Consider the following 20459-nt stretch of genomic DNA (forward strand, 5'->3'; position numbering starts at 1 on the left):
ACCCCGCAGGGTCCCATCCTTGATACAGCCCTTTTTTCTTATTGGGAAAGGGTCACGGTGACCTGGGTTGGCTCCAGGTTCCAGCCGCGCAACCCGATCACGGGGGCCGTCGGCGCGGCGTCCGCCGGGTATGTCACTTCCACCTCCCGGCTTTCGCCGGCCATCAGGGACAGGTAATTGTCGCTGATATAGGCGGGCAGGATGCGGCTGCCATCCGGCTTCATCGGTGTCAGCTTGGTCAACAGGGCCGGCACGCTGGTACTGTTGGTCAGTTGCAGGCGCAGCTTCACCTCCCCGCCCACCTTCTGTCCCGTGCCGCTGATCTGGATGGCACTGGCCGGCAGGCCATTCAGCTTTTGCTGCGAAGCGGCATCGCGCGCCACCCAATAGAAATTATGCGACAGGGTGGTGCCGGCTTTGTTGGTCAGATCCAGGGTGACCAGAACCAGTTCGTGGGCCTGGAGATGCGGAGCAAGGTCCAGATTGTACGGGGTTGAAACCGTTCCGGCGCCGGCGTCCAGCCCCTGGGTTTTGGTCGCCAGGGGCTGATTATCCAGGGTCCAGACCTTGGCGGTGACGGTCAGGCCGGCTAAAGCCTCGCGACCATTATTGATTACCGACACGCCATGGTCGGGCAGGTTCATCTGCACATGGACCGGCTCGGCGGCCTTCTTCATCCCATAGAAGGCGCCATGGGTATCGTAATCATGGGACAGGATTTGCCACATGGTGGATGGCCAGGCCGGCTGCGTCATCCACAGCATCCTGCCGGAATGCTTGGTCCACAGGCCGGCATTCATCCCCTCGAAGATGGCGCGATAGCCCTCGTAATTCAGCATCTGGGCTTTACGCTCGAAATCTTCCAGGCTGGTGGCGGGGCCGAACTTGACCTTCATGGCCTCCATGAAGCTCTTCACATCGCCATTACCGCCCTGGTGCCAGTCATGATAGGCCCAGCTATCGCTGATCGGCCATTGCTCGCTGGTCGGGATGGCGGCCTTGAAGGCTTCCAGTGTCGGGAAGGACGGCGTGCCCAGTTCCACCGAGAAACCCTGGGCATGGTCGGTGAAATAGCTTTCCGGCTCCCGGTAATTGTAAGGCCCGCTGCCGGCCAGATTCACCCGGTTGGAGGAGCCCATATAATGGCGGGTGCCATCCTCACTGGCGATCAACTCTTCCAGCGCCTCGTTCAGGATCGGCTGGGGCACCCCTTCATTGCGGCCGAACCACAGCACGATGGAGGGGTGGTTGCGGTAGCGGCGCACCGTATCGGCGGCATTGGCCATGAACAGCGGCACGTCCTGCGGTTCCAACTGATAATCCTGGGTCGAGGCCCAGAAATCATTCAGCACCATCAGCCCATATTCATCGGCCAGCTCGAAGAATTCCTCCTCCGTATTCTGCCCGACCCAGTTGCGGATGATGTTTACATGCGCATCGCGATGCAGGCGGAAATAGGGTTCCAGCCGCTTCTTGTCGATGCGCTTGCGCCAATCCTCCGTGCCCCAATTCCCGCCCTTGGCAGCGATACGCACGCCATTGACCCGGATCACGATATGCGGTGACAGGCCCGCCGGGTCTACCGGCTTCAGGGCAGGGGAATTCTCCGCCCCCGGCCGCAGTGACACGGCCCAGCCATCCGGTACCTTGCGGATGCCTTCATGGCTGCCATCAATCAACCGTTCCCCGCGCGCCTTGGCCTCCGTCAAGTCCACTTCCATCCGGCGCAACTGCCCGGTCTGATCCATCAGCGACAATTCATAGGTCACCTGCCGGATGCCGAAGCGGATGTCGCTGCTGTCCGATGGTGCCCCATCCAGCGCCACGGCAACCTTCATCTGGTGCAGCGTCGGCTCGCCATAGCCATTGGGCCACCAGAGTTTCGGATTGCGCACGGTCAGTTGCGGGAATTCAGCAGGCGTCAGGCTGACCATGCTGGTGCCGGGGGAAACCGTCACCGTCTTGGACACGGTTACATCATCGAAGCTGGCGGTGACCGTCGCCTGCAAGGGCTGGGCGGAGAGGTTTTCCACCGGCACATGGATGTCGATCAGGGCGCGCCCATTATCGGCATCGGGCAGGGCGGTGACGATCTGGGCATCGCCCAGCCGCAGATCGCCGGTGGCAATCAGCTTCACATCCTGCCATAGCCCGGTATTCCGGTCGCGCACCGACGGTATCCAGTCCCACCCTTCCGACGCGATGAAGGTCGGGCCGTCCAGCGCCTGCATGCCGCCATTCTCGCCCACACCGGAGGTCAGCGATTCCTCATGCGGCAGGCCGGGATGGGGCGGCGGGGAGACCTTGATGGCCAGGGCATTGCGCTGGCCGGGCAGGGCGATGCCGGTCACGTCGAACCGGCCACGGATGAAGGCCCCCTTCATGGTGCCCAGTCTTGTGCCGTTCAGCCACACCTCAGCCTGATAATTCACGCCCTTCAGCAGAATCTGCAGGCGCTTGCCGGCCTGATCCGCCGGCACCTCGAACTCCGTCCGGTACCAGTAATCCTGTTTGTTCAGGCTTTCCGGGATGGCGAGATTGTTCAAGCCGTAATCGGGATCAGGATAGACGCCGCGATCCACCAGCGTCGTCAGGACCGTGCCCGGCACCGTGGCTGCATACCAGGAGCCGGTATCAAACCCGGCGCGGGACAGAAGCGCACCGGGGGCGCTGACCTTGGGGGCCTCTGCCAGACGCCACGCGCCCAGCACCCATTGCCCCTGGCCGTCGGGCCGCAGGGCCGGGCTTTCCGCCAGGGGTTTGGCCACCGGTTTGCTGAAATCGCCCTGCTGCTTCGGCAGGGTCCAGGGGGCCTGCGGGCGGATCTGGCCATATTGCTGGCGGACCTGCACTGGCCATGTCGGCGCCCCGGATTCAAAATTCGTCAGCGCTGTAACCGGCTGCGGGCCAGCCAGGGCCTTGATATCCGCGGCTGCCAGCCCGCGCGGCAGATTGGTGAAGCCATAGAGCCGGCCTGTAAAGACGGCAGCTTGGTTTGCTGCGAACGGCACCTGCCTGGAAGGGCGCGGGGCCAGGGACAGGAGCGGCATTGCGGCGGGGCTGCTGGCCGAGGCTTTGGCCACTTCCGCCCCATCGACATAGAGCCGGGCGGTGCCGTCGCTGAAACTGGCGGCCAGGAAATGCCAGGTGCCCGGCTTCAGACTGCGCCCGCCGCTGATGCTCTTGTCCCCCAGCAGCAGGGTTGCCTTGCCATCCTTCAACGCCAGGAAACGGGCCGGCGCTTTGCCATCGGCGCTGGGCAGGCCGCCAAGCAGGGTCGTGCCTTTCATGGCGCTGTCAAATTGCACCCAACCTTGCAGGGTCCAGGGCGTTTCAGCCGCGATTGCCGGGCCGGGCAGGGTGTTTTCCTCCGGCATGGGCTTGAACAGCCCATCCCCGCCGGCAGGAAACTCCCCATTGAAAGGCCCGAAACTTCCAGGCCCCTGACCGCCGGTCCCGCCCAGCCCTTGATGGGATTGGGCCAGGGCTGCTATGGTTGATAGCGCTGTCAATGACGCGAACAAAGAAAGCCGCGCAATCCGATAGAATGCCATGTGCAAGACCTTCCTCCCGATGATTGTGCCCTTGAGCGGGCAGCCCTTGTTTGGCGAGCATTGCGGCGATCCCGCCTCTGCAACGCATCACCTAAGGAAAATATCAAAAATCACGCGAGGGGGGTTAGTTTTAATAAAACAAATTTCCTATTAAAAATGACAAGGGGGCTCCCGAGTGCCATAGGGACCCGCCCCTTGCCGCCACCGATAACCGCTCTGCCGGGTCTGATGGGCTTTAATTCATCATGGTTACCTTTGTCGGCGCAGGCGCAGGATCTGCGCGGTCAAGCCGAGGATAAGCATGGCCAGTAAGCTGGCTTGTGCCCCCAGCAGCAAGGGTGAATTCAGGCTGGTCACGAACGGGTGGCCATCTGGCACCCGGCGTAGGGTTTCGCTGACGGTGGGCACCATCAGCAGAAAGACCGTCAGGCTGAGGCAGACCGTTTCCACATAGCGGGCGGCGCGCGATATCCCGGCAAATCGGGCCACGCCATAGCCGGTGAGCAAAAACAGGATCGTGGCGATGGCGATGATGTAACTGACCGGCTGTTGGGCGATAAGAAATACCGACAGGCTTCCGATCAGCATGGAGATGAAATAAATCAAGCCAGCGCGGGAGAACGGCACAATCCGTCCATACCGCACGAGCATGTAAAGGGCGAATGGGATGGCTGGCAGGCTGCCAAGCGTATGGACCCAGCCCAACGGGGAGATACCAAACATCGGGTTGTCCTTTCCGGTAGACGGAATGTTGGAGAGAGGGTGTGGCTACCTACCAGTTGGTAGGTTTTTTGAACGCAAAATCAGGGATATCCGATCAGGGGGGCCTTTACGGGGGAGGGTTAAGGCGTTCCAGCATGGGATGGGTGATAACGCCAAATATCGCGGGGTCCCCATAGGCCCTGGCTGACACCATGGCGCCATGGACGGCGGCAATAAGGATTTCCGCTTCGGCTTCTGCCGTTCCATTCAGGTGCAGGCTACCCTGATTTTTTCCCCGCGTCAGAACCGAACTTAACCAGGATGACAGCATCCGGAAATGGGCCCGCACTTCCTGTGCAACCTCTTCCGGAAGGATCGGGATTTGCGTTGCCAGCAGGGCGCATACACAAAAGGGAAGGCTCTGATCGGTGATACAGGCCTCCCAGAACCCCAGATAGGCGCGGATTTTCCCGACCGGATCGGGGACCCGCTGGTCCAGATTGGCCAACCCTGCTTCCACTTCCTGGCGGTATTGGAAAACAAGGGTGCGCACCAGATCTGCCTTGGCGGGGAAATGATGATGGATGCTGGCCTTGCGGATACCGACCACCGCAGCAATGTCGGCATAGCTGAAGCCATTATAGCCGCCCGCAACGATCAGGGTGCGGGCGCAGCGCAGAATGTCATCTGCTGTGGTCGACAGGTTGCTCATGTCTCTTGCCTACCTTCTGGTAGGTAGCTTGTCAAGAGGTGGCGGATACTGCCTGCGCTATACCCATCATAAAAAAAACCGCCGGGGGCGCCCCGGCGGTTTTCCAAATCTGATATCGGGTGATTGGGGGTTACTTCACCCCCAGCTCCTTCACCAGATGGTCGGCGTGATAGACGTTGCGCAGGGCTTCCGTCATGCCACGTACATCGACCATGACGGTGCGGTTGCGCTTGGGCTCATAGCCATAATCGCCTGACAGGCTGTGGATATTGCCGTCAAAGACCAGACCGATCACCTCGCCCTTGCTGTTCAGCGCGGGGGAGCCGGAATTGCCACCGATAATGTCATTGGTGGTCACGGCGTTGAACGGCGTGGACAGGTTGACCTTATCCTTGGCCTTCTCCCAGCTCGGCGGCAGGTCGAACGGGGCAGCACCGGTATCGCGTTCATAGACGCCAGCGAAAGTGGTGTAGGGTTCCACCATATGCCCGTCCAACTCCTCCCAGCCCTGCACCTTGCCGTAGGACAGGCGCAGGGAGAAGGTGGCGTCGGGATAGACGCTATCGCCATAAAGGGCGAAGCGGGCCTTGGCGATGCGGGCCTGGGCCTGCTCCACCGGGGCTTCCACTTCTTCCTCCACCGCCTTGCGGGCGGCGCGGGCTGCCGGGTCGATGGCGGCCATCAGCTTGATCAGCGGGTCGTTGGAGGCATCAATGGCGGCCTTGCCGCCTTCGAACAGGCGCAGGCGTTCCGCCGGGTCACCCAGCTTGCTGCCATTGACGGCGGCGGTGGCGACCTGATCGGGCGACTGCTTGCCCAACACGGCCTTCACGATGGCGTCATCGGGACCGAACTCTTCCCGCAGCTTGGTCAGCGAGAAGGTGAGCATGGCGATTTCCAGGTCCTTATGGACCGGGGCCGGGTTGGCCAGGCGCTGTTTCAGGGCCGGCAGCCGTGCCTCGCCATATTCGCGCAGGCGTTCATTGTTCGGCAGCTTGCTCTCATCCGCCGCGCGCAGCAGCAGGCGGGCATAGCTGGCCAGCTCGCTGTCAAAGGCGCGCATCCGTTCCAGCATTACCAGACGCGGATAAAGCTGGGCATAGCGATCCTGTGCCTTGGCGATCACGTCATAGGCATCGCCCACGTCGGCCGACAATTTCGGATCAGCGGCGATTTTGGACCGCAGCTCCTGCTCCGCCTTCACCTTGGAAGCGAAAAATTCCTTGTCAGCCAGCGCCTGCTGACGGCCCTTCCAGACCTTGATGCCGTTTTCGGTGCCGGCCAGCGGCTCGAACGCCTCACGGCGGCGATCCTCGTTCTCCCGACCGAATTCGATCAGGCGACCCCGGCGTTCCTGGGCGTAGAACAGGTAGGAGGTGGCGACCTTGTCGCGGACGAATTCCAGTTCCGAGATGGTGCGCTGGCGAGAGGTGGAACCGGGATGGCCAGAGACGAACGTCGCCTCGCCATCCTTGGTGCCCTGCTTGGACCATTTGAAATGGTTGGGGCTCTTCAACGGCTTGCCGCTGGCGTCATAGACGCGCAGCAGCGACATATCCAGGCAGTAGCGTGGGAAGTTGAAATTGTCCGGGTCGCCACCAAAGGCGGCAATGCCAGCTTCCGGTGCAAAGGCCAGACGCACATCCTGATAGCGCTGATACTTATACAGGTGGTAGCGGCCCCCCTGGTACAGCGTCACCACATCGCAGCGCACAGCGGCATCATCCCCGCTGCATTCCTTTTCGATCTGGGTCAGCGCGGCGCGGCGGGCGTTGGCGAAATCCTGGCCGCTCTTGCCGTCGGTCGCCTTATTCACCTTGTCTGTGACGTCGGTGATGTCGGTCAACTGGTTGACCTCGATGCCGGCGCATTTGCGTTCATCGGCGCGGGTCTTGGCCAGAAAGCCATTGGCCTGAACATCATCCTCGGCAGAGGAGAGTTCGGCCACGCAATCGGCGACGCAGTGATGATTGGTCATCACCAGACCTTCACCGGACACGAAGCTGCCGGAACAGCCACCGGCCAGACGGACGGAGGAGAGCTGGATCTTTTTCAGCCAGGCCGGGTCCGGCGTGAAGCCGGTGGCCTTGGCGATTGCCGCCCTCGGCACATTGTCCAGCGTCCACATGCCTTCATCGGCATGGGCCATGCCCACCATCAACGCCACCGTCGCGGTCCCGACCGCGATGCGCATCGGCTTTACCATAGGATTTTTCCCATTTTCTGTATGTTGGATGCTGAAACTCATGCGGTGCGCAGTCACGCCACCCCCGCGGGCGACACGATGCGCCCGGCAATAAGGCCGGTCAACAGGACATGCTGACCGGCACTATGGCCTTAGCCGTTGGCGGCCCGGCGGCGTAGGAAATCGTTCAGCGCCTCTGTCATTTCCGACAGAAGGTGGGCCACCATCGGGTCACCATGGGCATGGTCCCAGACCGCGCCCATATGGGGGTGATGCTCGAACACATCCATCACGCCAAAGGCGGGCAGGAATTTCTGCAGGAAGAAACAGGCCGGTACGACGGCGCAGTCCGCCAGGGTGAAATCCGCCCCCATGCACCAGGGGTCGGCCTGGATGAAGGTTTCCAGACCATCCATGCCACGCCGCAATTCGGCGCGTTTTTCCGTTACCAGCGCTTCGTTGCGGTTCAGCGGGCTCATCTGTCCCAGCAGGCCCAGCAGGGCGGGCAGGATATATAGATCGATGGCGCGGCTGATGATGCGGGCGCGGGCGCGGGCAACATCGCTGCCGGGCAGGATCTTCTTTTCCGGGAACCGCTCGTCCAGGAATTCGCAGATCACTTCCGACTCGATGATCACCGCATCGTCCGTCACCAGGGCCGGCATCTTGCCATAGGGATTGATGGCCAGATATTCGGGCGATTTCAGCCCGGTCCCCGGCGGCGGCACGATGGGAATATCCAGGCCCTTGAAGCGGGCGGCCAGCACCACGCGGGTGACATAGGGGCTCAGCAGCGCGCCATAAAGCTTCATCGCATCATCTCCGGTCAGGGTCTCCCGATGGCCCGGCCAGCCACCGGGGAAAGACCTCGCATCCGCCCTTCATAGCGCGCGGCTTCGCATTGCGGTAGGGGCTTGGCATGGGCTGCATTTAAGGAAAATGCGATTGAATGCCACGCCCATGTCATGCCGATGCAACAAGCATCACGTATCTGGGCGTTGTCGTCACCCTATCCGGCCGTTTCCATGTCGATGCCTCCCGCCGCCATCGCTGCTTCCGATCTGCCAGAAATCCTGCTGCGCGATGCGCTGGATTTCTGGTGTCGCCTGGGGGATGCGGGGGCTGCGGCCCCCATGGCGGACAGGCTGGACCTGTCCCAGATGGATCGGCGCTTGCTGCCCCATCTGGCGCTGACAACAGCGCCCGCGGAAAAGGATGGCCGCATCCTGGGGCTTTTCATCGGGTCGGCAGCGGCCATCGCGGTGGGCCGCGATATTGCCGGGCGCTATCTGGACGAGGTTTATCCGCCAGCGCTGTACAGCACCGCCTATCATTTCCTGGCGTTGATCGCCCAGACCGGCCGACCGGTTTATGAGACGTTTGAGATCGGCCAGGATGCCGGTCAGCGTGTCATGGCGGCACGCCTGGGGATGCCCCTGTTCGATCACAGGGGGCAGGTCAGCCGCATTCTCCTCGCCCTGCATTACCGTTCTTGTGACCGTGCCCGCTCCGCCGGGGTCCGCATTCTCCAGGAACGCAGCCGCCTTCGCCACCAGACGGCCCATCTGGTTGAATTATGATATGCCTGGACGGGGGAACCGGTCCCGCTGGTGGCCGTTCTGGCCTTAACCGGGCCGTGGGGCCCCCAGGGGGAAAAAATGGGCACCTTCACCGTCCGCCATGTCACCACGTATAATTATGCCAATCCCGTAACGCTGGGGCCGCACCGGATGATGTTCCGGCCCCGTGACAGCCACGATGTGCGGCTTGTAGAAACGGCCCTGGTCATCGACCCGCCGCCGACCAGCCTGCGCTGGATGCATGATGTGTTTGGCAATTCGGTCGCCATCGCCGCGTTCGACGGGGTGCAGGCAACCCGTCTGCATGTGGAAAGCCGGATTGTGCTGGAGCAGTTCCCGGCTGAACCGGCTGATTTCCCGGTTTCCGACCATGCCCGCCTCTACCCGTTCAGCTATGACGCGGCGGAGGTGCCTGATCTGGGCCGGACGATGGAGCGCCATTATCCCGACCCGGATCACAGGGTGGATGAATGGGCGCGCCAGTTCGTGCGGCCCGGCCCGGATGATGCCGATGGGTTGGTGGAAACCCTGCCCATGCTGATCCGGATGACGGAGGCGATCAAGGCCGGCTTCACCTACCAGTCGCGGGATGCAGAGGGCACGCAGTCCCCTGTGGAGACGCTGGCGACGGGCAGCGGTTCCTGCCGGGATTTCGCCCTGTTGATGATGGAGGCGGTGCGCAGCCTGGGTCTGGCCGCCCGTTTCGTCACCGGCTATCTGTATGACCCTGCGGCCGACGGGGCGGCGGGGGAGGGAACAGTCGGGGCCGGCGCCACCCATGCCTGGATGCAGGCCTATCTGCCGGGGGCTGGCTGGGTCGAGTTTGACCCCACCAACGGTATCATTGGCAGCCGTAACCTTATCCGTGTCGCCGTGACCCGCGACGCCGCCCAAGCGGTGCCTCTGGCGGGGGAATGGACCGGCGCGCCATCCGATTATCTGGGCATGTCGGTTGCCGTGACGGTGACGGCTGGACGATGAAAGCCAGGTTGAAAGGGCGGCGCAGCGGGCTTGACCCGACAGGCCCGTCTGGGCGACCAAGGGGGCCGAGCCCGCTGCCAGTTGGAGCGCCCTTTGTATCGCCACGGTCTGATCCTGCCCTGTCTCTGCCTGTTGGGGCTGTTCCTGTTGATCCCTGGTGCGGCCCAGGCGGCAACCTCGCTGCCGTCCGGCTTCTCCGCGGGCATGGCGGGGCCGATGCTGACCTATGTCCATCTGCTGGGGCTTCTGGGCCTGGGGCTCTGGCTGGACATGCAGGGGCGCGGCAGCCCCGGCACCGGGGCGGCGCTTGCGCTGGTGGCCGGCTTGCTGTTCGCCTTTCTGTGGCGCATGGGGGTGCATCTGCCCTATGTCGTCTTCGCGCTCGAAGGGTCGCTGGTCCTGTTTGGCGGACTGTTGGCTTTCACGGTTTCCATGCCCGTGGCGCTGGGGCTGGTGCTGGCTGCCATTGCCGGTGCCGTCCATGGCATTTCGCTGTCGCAATGGGGCGGTACACCGACCAATGCCTTGCTGTTCTGGCCGGGCATGGTGGTCGGGTGCCTGTTGATCCTGTCCGCCGGGGTGGGGCTGTCGGCCACGCTTTATCAATTTGGCGGCGGCATGGCTTCCCGCCTGATCGGGGCCATCATCGCCATTGTCGGCATCCTGATGCTGGTCAATGTGATCTGAGTAATCTGACGGGCCATGTCCTGGCCCAGAAGCGGCGATATTTTTGCCACAGCCTTGTTGAATCCTGGCAACGAACGCTGGAAAGCCCAGCGGCAGCCAGCCGTTTCGCATGCGTTCCGGTTGCGTGGATGGCTGCCCGGGCGCACGATGGGATACCTGAACCATGAGCGATCGGACGCACCGCGCCATGCAGTTCCTCTCCGGATCTGACCACCCTTCCTCCCCGTTGCCTGGGGCTGCGGGCCAGCCTCTGATGATTGGCAGACGGCGATGGTTGCAGGCTGGCGGGGCGGCCCTGGCACTGGCGGCGCTGCCCGGGGCGGGGGGCGTCGCCCGGGCCGACCAGGTCCGGTTTTTCCAGATAGGCACGGCGACAACGGGTGGCACCTATTTCCTGATTGGCGGGGTGCTGGCCAATGCGGTGTCCAATCCGCCCGGCACACGCCCCTGCGACCGGGGTGGCAGTTGTGGGGTGCCCGGCCTGATCGTGGTGGCGCAATCCACGTCCGGTGCGGTGGAAAATGTTAATCTGCTGCGGCAGAAACGTCTCGAATCGGCCCTGGTGCAGGCCGATATCGCGCATGCCGCGCGGGAGGGGGAGACCCCGTTCGACAAGACGCCTTATTCTGACCTGCGGGCCATCGCGAACCTTTATACAGAAACCATCCATCTTGTTGTGCGGGCTGACGGCGGCATGAAGGGCCCGGCCGACCTGCGTGGCAAGCGCGTGGCGCTGGGGGAGCAGGGGTCTGGTACGCTGGTCACGGCGCGTGCGCTTCTCAGCACCTATGGTCTGTCGGAAAAGACGGTCAAGCCCTTCTATCTCAGCCCTGGCGCTGCTGGCGACCGGCTGGTGGCGGGGGAACTGGATGCCTTTGTCATTGTTGGTGGCTATCCGCTGCCGGCGGTGGCGGAACTGGCGCGCCGGCTGCCCATTGCCCTGCTGCCTTTCGACGACAAGCAGGCGGCGCAGTTGAAAAAACGCCTGCCCTTCTTCACCGAAAGCCGTATCGAGGCCGATATTTATGAAAATGTGCCGGCCACCGCCAGCCTGGGCGTGGGCGCGCAATGGCTGGTGCGTGGGGACATGAAGCCGGCCCTTATCCATGACATCACTGCCGCGCTCTGGAATGAACAGACGCGGCTGATGCTGGATAATGGCCATCCGCGAGGGAAATCAATCCGGCTGGAAACGGCGCTGGATGGCCTGTCCGTGCCTTTGCATCCGGGGGCGGAAACCTATTATCGCGAAGCAGGCATGGTGAAAGAGATTGCCGCCGCCCCCCAGTCGGCTGAGCCTGCCCTTCCCACCAAACCTAAATCGCATTGACCGGTTTTATTGCCTGGCGGACAGTCTTGTTGACGAACGTGACTGTTTGCGGACAAAACCATCCAGCCTTCATGGGGGAGCGAGGCTGGTTTTGATGCAGAATCCGCAACAGCAGCACGAAAAGCCGGATGCGGCGGCCCGCTCGCTGCTGGCTGGTTTCATGACCCAGATGGCGATCTGGGCCCTGATCATCGTCATTCCGGTGACGGCGATCGGTTATGCTGCCTTCTTCCAGCGTGCGGAAAATGAGACGCTGGCGACGCTGGAAGCGCATTTGCTGGAACGCGGGCGGACCGAGAGCGCGATCTTCGATCTGGCTCAATCCAACATGGAGCAGTTCCGCAAACGGTTCCTGCAACTTTATACCGATCCGGCCGTGTTGCCCGATCCCGATTTCGACCGCTGGTTCGTGAAGGGGGAGGATGGGGCCATCCGGATGCGGCGGGAATATTTTACCGGTGTGATCGGGCCGGATGGGTTGTGGCGCGCCAGTCTTACAGGTTTCATGGGCCGCAACCATGCGGACCTGACGCCTGAACTGAAGCGGCGTATGGTGCTGACGGCCCAATTACTGGCGGAATTCGGTCCCGCCTGGCAGGGCAATTTCGTCAATACCCATGCCAGTTTTCCCGAGAATGTGCTTTTGAACTATTGGCCCGGCACGGCCTGGGGCCTGCAGGCGCGCGCGGATTTGAACATGGTGGGTGCATCGGTCATCCAGTCCACCTTGATGGTGGAAAACCCGGATCGGCGTCCGATCTGGACCCCGCTTTACCATGATCATACGGCCAATGGCTGGATGGTAACCTATCAGCTTCCTATTGATCATGACGGACGCCATCTGATCAATGCCAGCCATGACGTGCTGCTGAATGAGCTGATGGACAGGTTGATCACCGATCACCTGGCAGGATCAACGAATTTCATCCTGTCCAGGGATGGTCATCTGATTGCCCACCCACAGCGGATGAACGAGTTGAACCGGGAATTGGGGACGATCAACCTGTCCCTGCTGCGTGATGCCAACCTGTCGCGCATTCATGGACTGCTCCGGGAGACACTGGACGCCAACCCTCTGACGTCGGGTGAAGTGCGGACATTGTTCGATGCCGGTGGTGACAATTATCTGGCGGTCACGGCCCTGGCGGGACCGGGATGGTGGTTCATCGCGCAATATCCGCGGGCCCTTGTCATCGGCACGGCGCATCAATCCGCCAGCATCATCATGCTGCTGGGCGCGGCCTTTTTATTGGCGATTCTGATTCTGGCGACCTTGCTTTTGCGGCGCCTGATTGTGGTCCCGCTGGGTGTCCTGGCAACGACGGCAGAGGCTGAGGCGGCAGGAATTCCCGACCACGGGACCCTTCCTCTGGCTGCGGATGGCGAGATTGGGCGGTTGGCCCGGTCCCTGGAAACAATGCGCCAGCGTCGGGGCGACCGGCCGGGTTAAGCCTGCCCAGAGGCACCGGGTGGTGTTTTACGACCCGGCGGAAATGGCGCTCACCCTCTTTTGGTCACAGGCGCTATAGTGGGGGTGCGTTTCGTTGCCATGGTAAGCATCCCCCATGAAAAAGATCATTCTCCTCGTCCTGGCCTTGCTGGTGCTGATCGGCGCCGCTGTCGGCGGCTATATGATGTTTGGGCCCAAGCCAGCCGATCATGCGGAGGAAGAGAAGAAGGTGGAGAAGCCGCCCCGCGTCGGCCCCCCCGTCTATGCCCAGATCGGCCCGATGATCGTGCCGCTGATGGGGGCCAAGAATGTGCAGCAGAACATCATGTTCACCGTCAGCCTGGAAGTGGATGACGAGCCGACGCGGGAAAGCGTGCGTGCGCAAAGCCCCCGGCTGACCGATGCCTATGTCCAGGCCCTTTATGGCGGGTTGGAGACGGGGCAGGTGATTGATGGCCAGATCCTGAATATCCCTGCCCTGAAAACCAAATTGCAGGAGGCGACGGACAAGGTTTTAGGCCCCGGCATTGTGCATGATGTGCTGATTCAGTCGGTCACCCAGCGCCCGGTTTACTGATCCACCTTCCTCTCAATCGTTTCCTTGACCCTTTCGCGTCTGGCGATAGGTAGTCGCGGCGTATTGCCGCATGCCTGGTGGCGTGTCATGCTTTACCCGCAAAGTGCCGCCGGCCGTCCTGGCCTCCGCAGAATAAAAAGCGGCACCGTTCAAAGGGTAAGGAAACATCATGATCACGCACGCACTATACTTCGTGCTGGGCTGCGGTGTGCTTGCCATTCTGTATGGATTGGTCACGGCGCGGTCAGTGCTGGCTGCCGATCCCGGCAATGCGCGGATGCAGGAAATTGCCCATGCAATTCAGATAGGCGCACGCGCCTATCTCAACCGTCAATATACGACCATCGCCCTTGTGGGCGTGGTTATCGCGGTGATTGTTGGCTTGCTGCTGGGGGCTTATGTCGCCATCGGCTTCATTATCGGCGCCGTCCTGTCCGCCGCCGCCGGCTATATCGGGATGAATATTTCCGTGCGCGCCAATGTCCGCACGGCAGAAGCGGCACGTCACGGGCTGGCGCAAGGCCTGTCGCTGGCGTTCCGGGCGGGTGCTGTTACGGGCATGCTGGTGGCTGGTCTCGCCCTGCTGGGGGTGGCTGGCTATTACATGGCCCTGGGGGCCATGGGGGTGGTCGGCCGGCCTTTGATCGATGCGCTGGTGGCGCTGGGCTTCGGGGCCTCGCTCATCTCCATTTTCGCCCGGCTGGGCGGTGGCATCTTCACCAAGGGGGCCGATGTCGGCGCCGATCTGGTGGGCAAGGTGGAGGCGGGCATCCCGGAGGATGATCCGCGCAACCCCGCCGTGATTGCCGATAATGTCGGCGATAATGTCGGCGACTGCGCCGGCATGGCGGCCGATCTGTTTGAAACCTATGCGGTGACGGTGGTGGCCACCATGGTGCTGGCCAGCATCTTCTTCGTCGCCGAGCCAGCCTTGCAGGCCATCATGATCTACCCGCTGGCGATCGGCGGTGCCTGCATCATCACCTCCATCATCGGCACATTCTTTGTGCGGCTTGGCGCCTCGGGCAATATCATGGGCGCGCTTTACAAGGGCTTCATCGCCTGCGGCCTCTTGTCATTGGGGGCGATCGCAGCGGTGACGGCCTGGGTGCTGCCGGATGGATTCGCCACCGTGCTGACCACATCCGGGGGTGTCAGCTTCACCGGACAGGACCTTTATCTCTGCGCGGTCATCGGTCAGGTGGTGACGGCGCTGATCGTCTGGATCACGGAATATTATACCGGCACCGGCTATCGGCCGGTGAAATCGGTGGCGCAGAGCAGCACAACCGGCCACGGCACCAATGTGATTCAGGGACTGGCTGTGTCGATGGAGGCGACGGCCCTGCCGGCCCTGGTCATCTGCGTTGCCATCATTGGCTGCTATCTGCTGGCGGGCCTGTTCGGCATCGCCATCGCCGTGACCAGCATGCTGGCCGTAGCGGGCATGGTGGTGGCGCTGGATGCCTATGGTCCCGTCACCGATAATGGCGGCGGTATCGCGGAAATGGCGGACCTGCCCAAGGATGTGCGTGTCACCACCGATGCGCTGGATGCCGTGGGCAACACCACGAAGGCCGTGACCAAAGGGTACGCCATCGGTTCTGCCGGGCTGGGTGCGCTGGTCCTGTTTGCCGCCTATAGCGAGGATCTGCGCTACTTTATGGCCAACAGCGCGGATTATCCTTATTTCGCCGGCGTCAGCGTCGATTTCAGCCTGTCCAATCCTTATGTGGTTGTCGGGCTGATTCTGGGCGGGCTGTTGCCCTATCTCTTCGGCGCCATGGGCATGACGGCGGTGGGCCGCGCCGCCGGATCGGTGGTGGAGGAGGTGCGCCGACAGTTCCGGGAGAATCCCGGCATCATGGCCGGGACATCCAAGCCGGATTATGGCCGCGCAGTCGATATGCTGACCCGTGCTGCCATCAAGGAAATGCTGATCCCATCCTTGCTGCCAGTGCTGGCGCCCGTCGTGCTGTATCTGCTGGTCGCGGCCATCGGCGGCAAGGGGGCTGCCTTCTCTGCCGTGGGAGCGATGCTGCTGGGGGTGATCGTCACCGGCCTGTTTGTCGCCATCTCCATGACCTCGGGTGGCGGTGCCTGGGACAATGCCAAAAAATATATCGAGGAAGGCCACCATGGTGGCAAAGGGTCGGACGCGCATAAGGCAGCCGTGACCGGCGACACGGTGGGCGACCCTTATAAGGATACGGCGGGTCCTGCCGTTAATCCGATGATCAAGATCACGAATATTGTGGCCCTGTTGCTGCTGGCCATCCTGGCGCACCAATAGCCGTATCGCAGCAAAAAGCCCCGGACCATCGCGTCCGGGGCTTCCAAAACCTTATAATATCGCCCCCCCTACAGGGCATGGCGTATGTTTACTTTTTCTTCTTATCGTCGTCTTTCTTCTTGCGTGCCGGCTTGGACAGGTTGCCCAGCAACTGCTCGAAGAAACCGAGATCAATGCCTTCGGTCGGTGTAACGGCAGCGACCGGTGCCACATAAGGGGCATCGCTCACATCCAGTTCCTTCACGTCCTGGACAGTGCCCTGGTCGTCGAACCGCACGCGGATGGTGCGCTGCGCCGTCACTTCCGGGTCCAGGAACGCGGTCTGTTCCAGGCGGCGACCGATATAATACCAGGTGTTCCCATCCACCGTGCCGGTGGAGGTGGGCGTACCCAGCACATATTGCACCTGTTCGCGGGTGGTGGAACCGGCCTGGATCTGTGCCAGGCGGCTATCTTCCACCAGATTGCCCCTTGTCGCGACGATCGGGCTGCACCCTGCCAGGGCCAGGCCGAACAGGCCGGCAGTCAACAGCAGTGGGGCTTTTGTCTTGCGCATGGAAAGGGACATCTCTTTTCGTGTCATCACGAGAGGGGTGGAAAACGGGTCCGGTTGCCATATGCACGGGCCGGGCGGGTGGATACAAGCGCTATCATCCGCCCTGGTCATGCTTGACGCCGGGGCTGCCACCCCCTATCTGGCCGGTGACATTGGCACCGGCTTTGGCGCAATGTCAATAATCGCCGCCCTTGCGGGATGTCTCGCCCCGCCGATATTCGGAACCCACCCATGCTTACCCGCCTGTTCAAGCGCAAACCGTCGGAACGTACTGTCGCCCGGCTTTATGGCGCCATCGTGGAGCAGGCGCGCGATCCGGTGTTTTTTACCAGGCTCCGGGTCCCCGACACGCTGGAAGGCCGGTTCGAGATGGTGGCCCTGCATGCCTGGATGGTGATGCGGCGGCTGGCCATGGGGGGACAGGCCACAGCCGTCTTCAACCAGGCCCTGTTCGATTTCATGTTTGCCGACCTGGATTTCAATCTACGGGAAATGGGGGCGGGTGACATGAAGGTGGGCGATAAGGTCAAGGATCTGGCCAGCCATTATTATGGTCGGGTGCAGGCGTATGATGCTGGCCTGGATGCGGCTGACTCCGCAGCCCTGGTCGAGGCCTTGGACCGCAATCTGTATGGCAGCACCCTGCCGGAACCGGATATCGTGGCTGAGATGGCCGCTTATACCCGCCGCCAGATGGCGGCGCTGGTCAGTTACCCTGTTGATCGGCTGTTGGCAGGTGAAATCACTTTTGCCCCAGTTGCCTCCGTACCCTGATTCTCTGGAATATCCCGATGACTGCACCCTCCGCCAAACCTGAATTTTCCCATATCGTCATTGCCGACAAGGTGACGACCGGCGGCCAGCACGAGGTGGTGAGCGCCACGCCGGAGGAATGCGCCGCCTTGGCCGCCCGGTTTGACCTGATCGGGATCGACCATCTGCGCGCAAAGCTCCGCCTGCGCCGCGTCCGGGGGGAGTTCATCAAGGTGACGGGTGAGCTTGAGGCCGCTGTTACCCAGCGCTGTGTTGTCAGCCTGGAGCCGGTGCCGGCCACGCTGGCCGAGGATTTCTCCGCTATGTTCGCCCCCGATCATCTGATCCCCAAGGAAGAGGATGACCCCGAGGCCGATCATTTCCAGTATCTGGGGGCGGAGGAGGATTTCCCCGAGCCTATGCCCGGCGGGCGTATTGATATTGGTGAACTGGTGGCCCAGAATCTGTCGCTGGCGCTTGATCCCTATCCCCGCGCGCCGGGTGTTGAATTCACCCCGATTCTGGAGGATTATGACCCGGCGACGGATGGGGTAGAGGGCGCCTTGCCGGCTGAACCGCCGCGTCAGAACCCTTTTGCGGCCCTGTCCCGCTTAAAGAAGCCGTCATAATCGGGTTTGGCTCTTGCCCTCTGAGACCATATCCAGTATTCAAGCGCCTCTGTCCGGGCGGCCCTTTGTGGCCGCCTAAAACATTGTGAGTTACGATCATGGCTGTTCCTAAGAAGAAGACCTCCAAGTCGAAGCGCAACATGCGTCGTTCGCATGATGGGCTGACCGCCGCCGCCTACAACGAATGCGGCAACTGCGGCGAGCTGAAGCGCCCGCACCATGTCTGCGGTTCCTGCGGCCATTATGATGGTCGCGAAGTGACCCAGGCCGCTGCTGCTGCTTGATTTTGCCGGCAGGCATCCGGTTTCGCGGTATAAGGACGTCGTAAGCTCGTGACTGCGCGTTTGCGGATCGCCTTGGACGCCATGGGTGGCGACCATGCGCCTGACATGGTCGTCGCCGGCGCCGATCTGGCCCGTGAGCGCTGCCAGAATGTCGAGTTCCTGTTTGTCGGGGACGAGGCACGGCTGAATGCGCTTTTGGACCGGTATCCGGCCCTGAAGGCGGTTTCCACCGTCCGGCACACGGCTGATGTCGTTGCCATGGATGCCAAGCCGTCGACTGCGCTGCGGTCGGGGCGCAATTCCAGTATGCGGCTGGCCATCGATGCGGTGGCGGCGGGCGACGCAGCCTGTGTCGTTTCCGCCGGTAATACCGGCGCATTGATGGCGATTGCCAAGTTCGTCCTGAAGACCCTGCCGGGCATCGACCGGCCGGCCATTGCTTCCATTATGCCGACCCAGCGTGGCGAGAGTGTCATGCTGGATCTTGGTGCCAATCTGGAATGCGATGCCGACAATCTCGTTCAGTTTGCCGTGATGGGCACTGTGTTCAGCCGTACCGTGCTGGGCCTGTTGAACCCCACCATTGGTCTTCTGAATGTCGGGTCGGAAGAGCAAAAAGGCCATGAATCGATCCGGGAAGCGGCCGCCGCCCTGCGGGCCACGCCGCTTGCCCGGAATTTCCATGGTTTCATTGAAGGCAATGATCTGGCCGCCGGTACGGTGGATGTCGTTGTCACCGATGGTTTCACCGGTAATGTGGCGCTGAAGACGGCGGAAGGCACGGCCAAGCTGTTTGCCGAATTTTTACGCCGGACGCTTTCATCGTCGCTCATGTCCAAGATCGGTTATGTTTTCGCGCGTGGCGCCTTCGCCAAGCTGCGCCTGCGCATGGACCCGCGCCGCTATAATGGTGCGATGTTTCTGGGATTGCGGGGCATCTGCGTGAAAAGCCATGGCGGCACCGATGCGCTGGGCTTCAGCAATGCGATTGCCGTGGCGGCCGGCATGGCCAACCATGGCTTCAATGACAAGATTCGCGATGAACTGGCGGTGTTGCAGGCAGCTTTGGCTGCTGCGGCAGAAGCAAGGGCAGCGCAAACGGATGTAACAGGCGGCGAAGCGGCGGTTCTCTAAATGGCAATCCGGTCGGTTATCCTAGGCTGCGGCTCCTATCTGCCTGCCCGCGTCATGACGAACGAGGATCTGACCAAGATCGTCGATACGTCAGACGAGTGGATTACCGAGCGGACGGGCATCAAATCCCGTCACATTGCCGCTGATGGCGAGAAAACCAGCGATCTGGCTTATCATGCTGCCGTTGCCGCCCTGGATCATGCGGGCATCACGGCCGATGAACTGGACCTGATCGTCCTGGCCACGGCGACCCCGGATCATACATTTCCCGCCACTGCCGTGAAGGTACAGGCCCGGTTGGGTATGAAGCGCGGTGCTGCCTTTGATGTGCAGGCCGTCTGTTCCGGCTTCATCTATGCCCTGTCGGTGGCTGATAATTTCATCAAGGCTGGCCAGGCACGTACCGTGCTGGTGATCGGTGCGGAAACCTTCTCCCGCATCCTGGATTGGACCGACCGGACCACCTGTGTCCTGTTCGGGGATGGCGCCGGCGCTGTGGTACTGCGTGCCACGGATGGGGAAGGCACGGCCCAGGACCAGGGTATCCTGTCCACCCACCTTCATTCTGAAGGCGAGCATCACGATCTGCTCTATGTCGATGGCGGTCCCTCCTCGACCCAGACCGTCGGCCATCTGCGCATGCGTGGGCAGGAAGTGTTCAAGCATGCCGTCGTCAACCTGACGGAAGTTGTCCGCGAGGCTTTGCAGGCCAACGGGCTTGAGGCTCAGGATATTGATTGGCTGGTGCCGCATCAGGCGAACCGCCGCATCATTGAGGGGACCGGCCGCAAGCTGAAGCTGTCGCCGGAAAAGGTCGTATTGACGGTCGACCATCACGGCAACACCTCTGCGGCTTCCATCCCGCTGGCGCTGGCGGAAGCGGTCCATGATGGACGAATCAAGCGCGGCGACCTGATGCTGCTGGAAGCCATGGGCGGTGGTTTCACCTGGGGCGGGGCTTTGGTCCGTTATTGATCCCGGTTTTGTCCTGATCTGAACAACCGGTGCCAAGCAACTGGAATTGACGGATTTCCGTCCGCCGCGTACCGTCA

18 protein-coding genes are annotated in these 20459 nt (G+C 62.0%); 12 read left to right on the top strand and 6 right to left on the bottom strand.

Annotated elements, in window-relative coordinates:
* Positions 1-38: 38 nt before the first annotated feature.
* The 5 genes from G473_RS26195 to G473_RS29180 form a co-directional block, all read right to left on the bottom strand.
* Entirely contained in the window at positions 39-3554 is a 3516-nt protein-coding gene (locus G473_RS26195) for a glycoside hydrolase family 2 (RefSeq protein ID WP_035706458.1), read from the bottom strand.
* Between the two features lie 249 nt (positions 3555-3803).
* Complete coding sequence (locus G473_RS0110010; RefSeq protein WP_029012981.1) at positions 3804-4277, bottom strand: hypothetical protein; 474 nt, start codon at positions 4275-4277, stop codon at positions 3804-3806.
* Positions 4278-4383: 106 nt separating this feature from the next.
* Positions 4384-4968 (bottom strand): TetR/AcrR family transcriptional regulator, encoded by a 585-nt coding sequence (locus tag G473_RS0110015; RefSeq protein ID WP_029012982.1) that lies wholly within the window; start codon positions 4966-4968, stop codon positions 4384-4386.
* A gap of 130 nt (positions 4969-5098) precedes the next feature.
* Entirely contained in the window at positions 5099-7174 is a 2076-nt protein-coding gene (locus G473_RS0110020) for a S46 family peptidase (protein WP_154667346.1), read from the bottom strand.
* A gap of 131 nt (positions 7175-7305) precedes the next feature.
* Entirely contained in the window at positions 7306-7965 is a 660-nt protein-coding gene (locus G473_RS29180; protein ID WP_051330109.1) for a glutathione S-transferase family protein, read from the bottom strand.
* A gap of 213 nt (positions 7966-8178) precedes the next feature.
* Between G473_RS29180 and G473_RS0110030 the strand changes: the two genes are divergently transcribed.
* The 7 genes from G473_RS0110030 to G473_RS0110060 all read left to right on the top strand — a co-directional run bounded on the left by G473_RS0110030 (position 8179) and on the right by G473_RS0110060 (position 16051).
* Entirely contained in the window at positions 8179-8733 is a 555-nt protein-coding gene (locus G473_RS0110030) for a PAS domain-containing protein (RefSeq protein ID WP_154667347.1), read from the top strand.
* Between the two features lie 78 nt (positions 8734-8811).
* Positions 8812-9714 carry a transglutaminase family protein gene (locus G473_RS0110035; RefSeq protein ID WP_029012985.1) on the top strand — a complete coding sequence of 301 codons (903 nt, stop codon included), beginning with the start codon at positions 8812-8814 and terminating at the stop codon, positions 9712-9714.
* A 93-nt stretch (positions 9715-9807) separates the two neighbouring features.
* Positions 9808-10401, top strand: a complete 594-nt coding sequence (locus tag G473_RS0110040; RefSeq protein WP_029012986.1) for a HupE/UreJ family protein — start codon at positions 9808-9810, stop codon at positions 10399-10401.
* A gap of 163 nt (positions 10402-10564) precedes the next feature.
* Positions 10565-11731 carry a TAXI family TRAP transporter solute-binding subunit gene (locus G473_RS26205; protein ID WP_245580032.1) on the top strand — a complete coding sequence of 389 codons (1167 nt, stop codon included), beginning with the start codon at positions 10565-10567 and terminating at the stop codon, positions 11729-11731.
* 94 nt (positions 11732-11825) lie between these two features.
* Positions 11826-13181 carry a PDC sensor domain-containing protein gene (locus G473_RS26210; protein ID WP_051330111.1) on the top strand — a complete coding sequence of 452 codons (1356 nt, stop codon included), beginning with the start codon at positions 11826-11828 and terminating at the stop codon, positions 13179-13181.
* 115 nt (positions 13182-13296) lie between these two features.
* Positions 13297-13758 carry a flagellar basal body-associated FliL family protein gene (locus tag G473_RS26215; protein ID WP_051330112.1) on the top strand — a complete coding sequence of 154 codons (462 nt, stop codon included), beginning with the start codon at positions 13297-13299 and terminating at the stop codon, positions 13756-13758.
* Positions 13759-13927: 169 nt separating this feature from the next.
* Positions 13928-16051 carry a sodium-translocating pyrophosphatase gene (locus G473_RS0110060; RefSeq protein WP_029012987.1) on the top strand — a complete coding sequence of 708 codons (2124 nt, stop codon included), beginning with the start codon at positions 13928-13930 and terminating at the stop codon, positions 16049-16051.
* Between the two features lie 88 nt (positions 16052-16139).
* Here G473_RS0110060 and G473_RS0110065 read toward each other — a convergent pair whose 3' ends face one another.
* A complete protein-coding gene (locus tag G473_RS0110065) occupies positions 16140-16607 on the bottom strand; it encodes an outer membrane protein assembly factor BamE (RefSeq protein ID WP_029012988.1) in 468 nt (155 codons plus the stop codon).
* A 231-nt stretch (positions 16608-16838) separates the two neighbouring features.
* Between G473_RS0110065 and G473_RS0110070 the strand changes: the two genes are divergently transcribed.
* The 5 genes from G473_RS0110070 to G473_RS0110090 all read left to right on the top strand — a co-directional run bounded on the left by G473_RS0110070 (position 16839) and on the right by G473_RS0110090 (position 20382).
* Entirely contained in the window at positions 16839-17381 is a 543-nt protein-coding gene (locus tag G473_RS0110070; protein ID WP_029012989.1) for a ubiquinol-cytochrome C chaperone family protein, read from the top strand.
* 17 nt (positions 17382-17398) lie between these two features.
* Positions 17399-17989: a YceD family protein gene (locus G473_RS0110075; protein WP_035706462.1), complete on the top strand. Its 591-nt coding sequence runs from the start codon at positions 17399-17401 to the stop codon at positions 17987-17989.
* Positions 17990-18087: 98 nt separating this feature from the next.
* Complete coding sequence (gene rpmF / locus G473_RS0110080) at positions 18088-18273, top strand: 50S ribosomal protein L32 (RefSeq protein WP_029012991.1); 186 nt, start codon at positions 18088-18090, stop codon at positions 18271-18273.
* Between the two features lie 48 nt (positions 18274-18321).
* Positions 18322-19407 carry a phosphate acyltransferase PlsX gene (gene plsX, locus G473_RS26220; RefSeq protein WP_051330113.1) on the top strand — a complete coding sequence of 362 codons (1086 nt, stop codon included), beginning with the start codon at positions 18322-18324 and terminating at the stop codon, positions 19405-19407.
* Positions 19408-20382 carry a beta-ketoacyl-ACP synthase III gene (locus G473_RS0110090; RefSeq protein WP_029012992.1) on the top strand — a complete coding sequence of 325 codons (975 nt, stop codon included), beginning with the start codon at positions 19408-19410 and terminating at the stop codon, positions 20380-20382. It begins immediately after the preceding gene.
* Positions 20383-20459: the final 77 nt, after the last annotated feature.

The organism is Niveispirillum irakense DSM 11586, assembly GCF_000429645.1.
In the GTDB taxonomy this organism is placed as follows: domain Bacteria; phylum Pseudomonadota; class Alphaproteobacteria; order Azospirillales; family Azospirillaceae; genus Niveispirillum; species Niveispirillum irakense.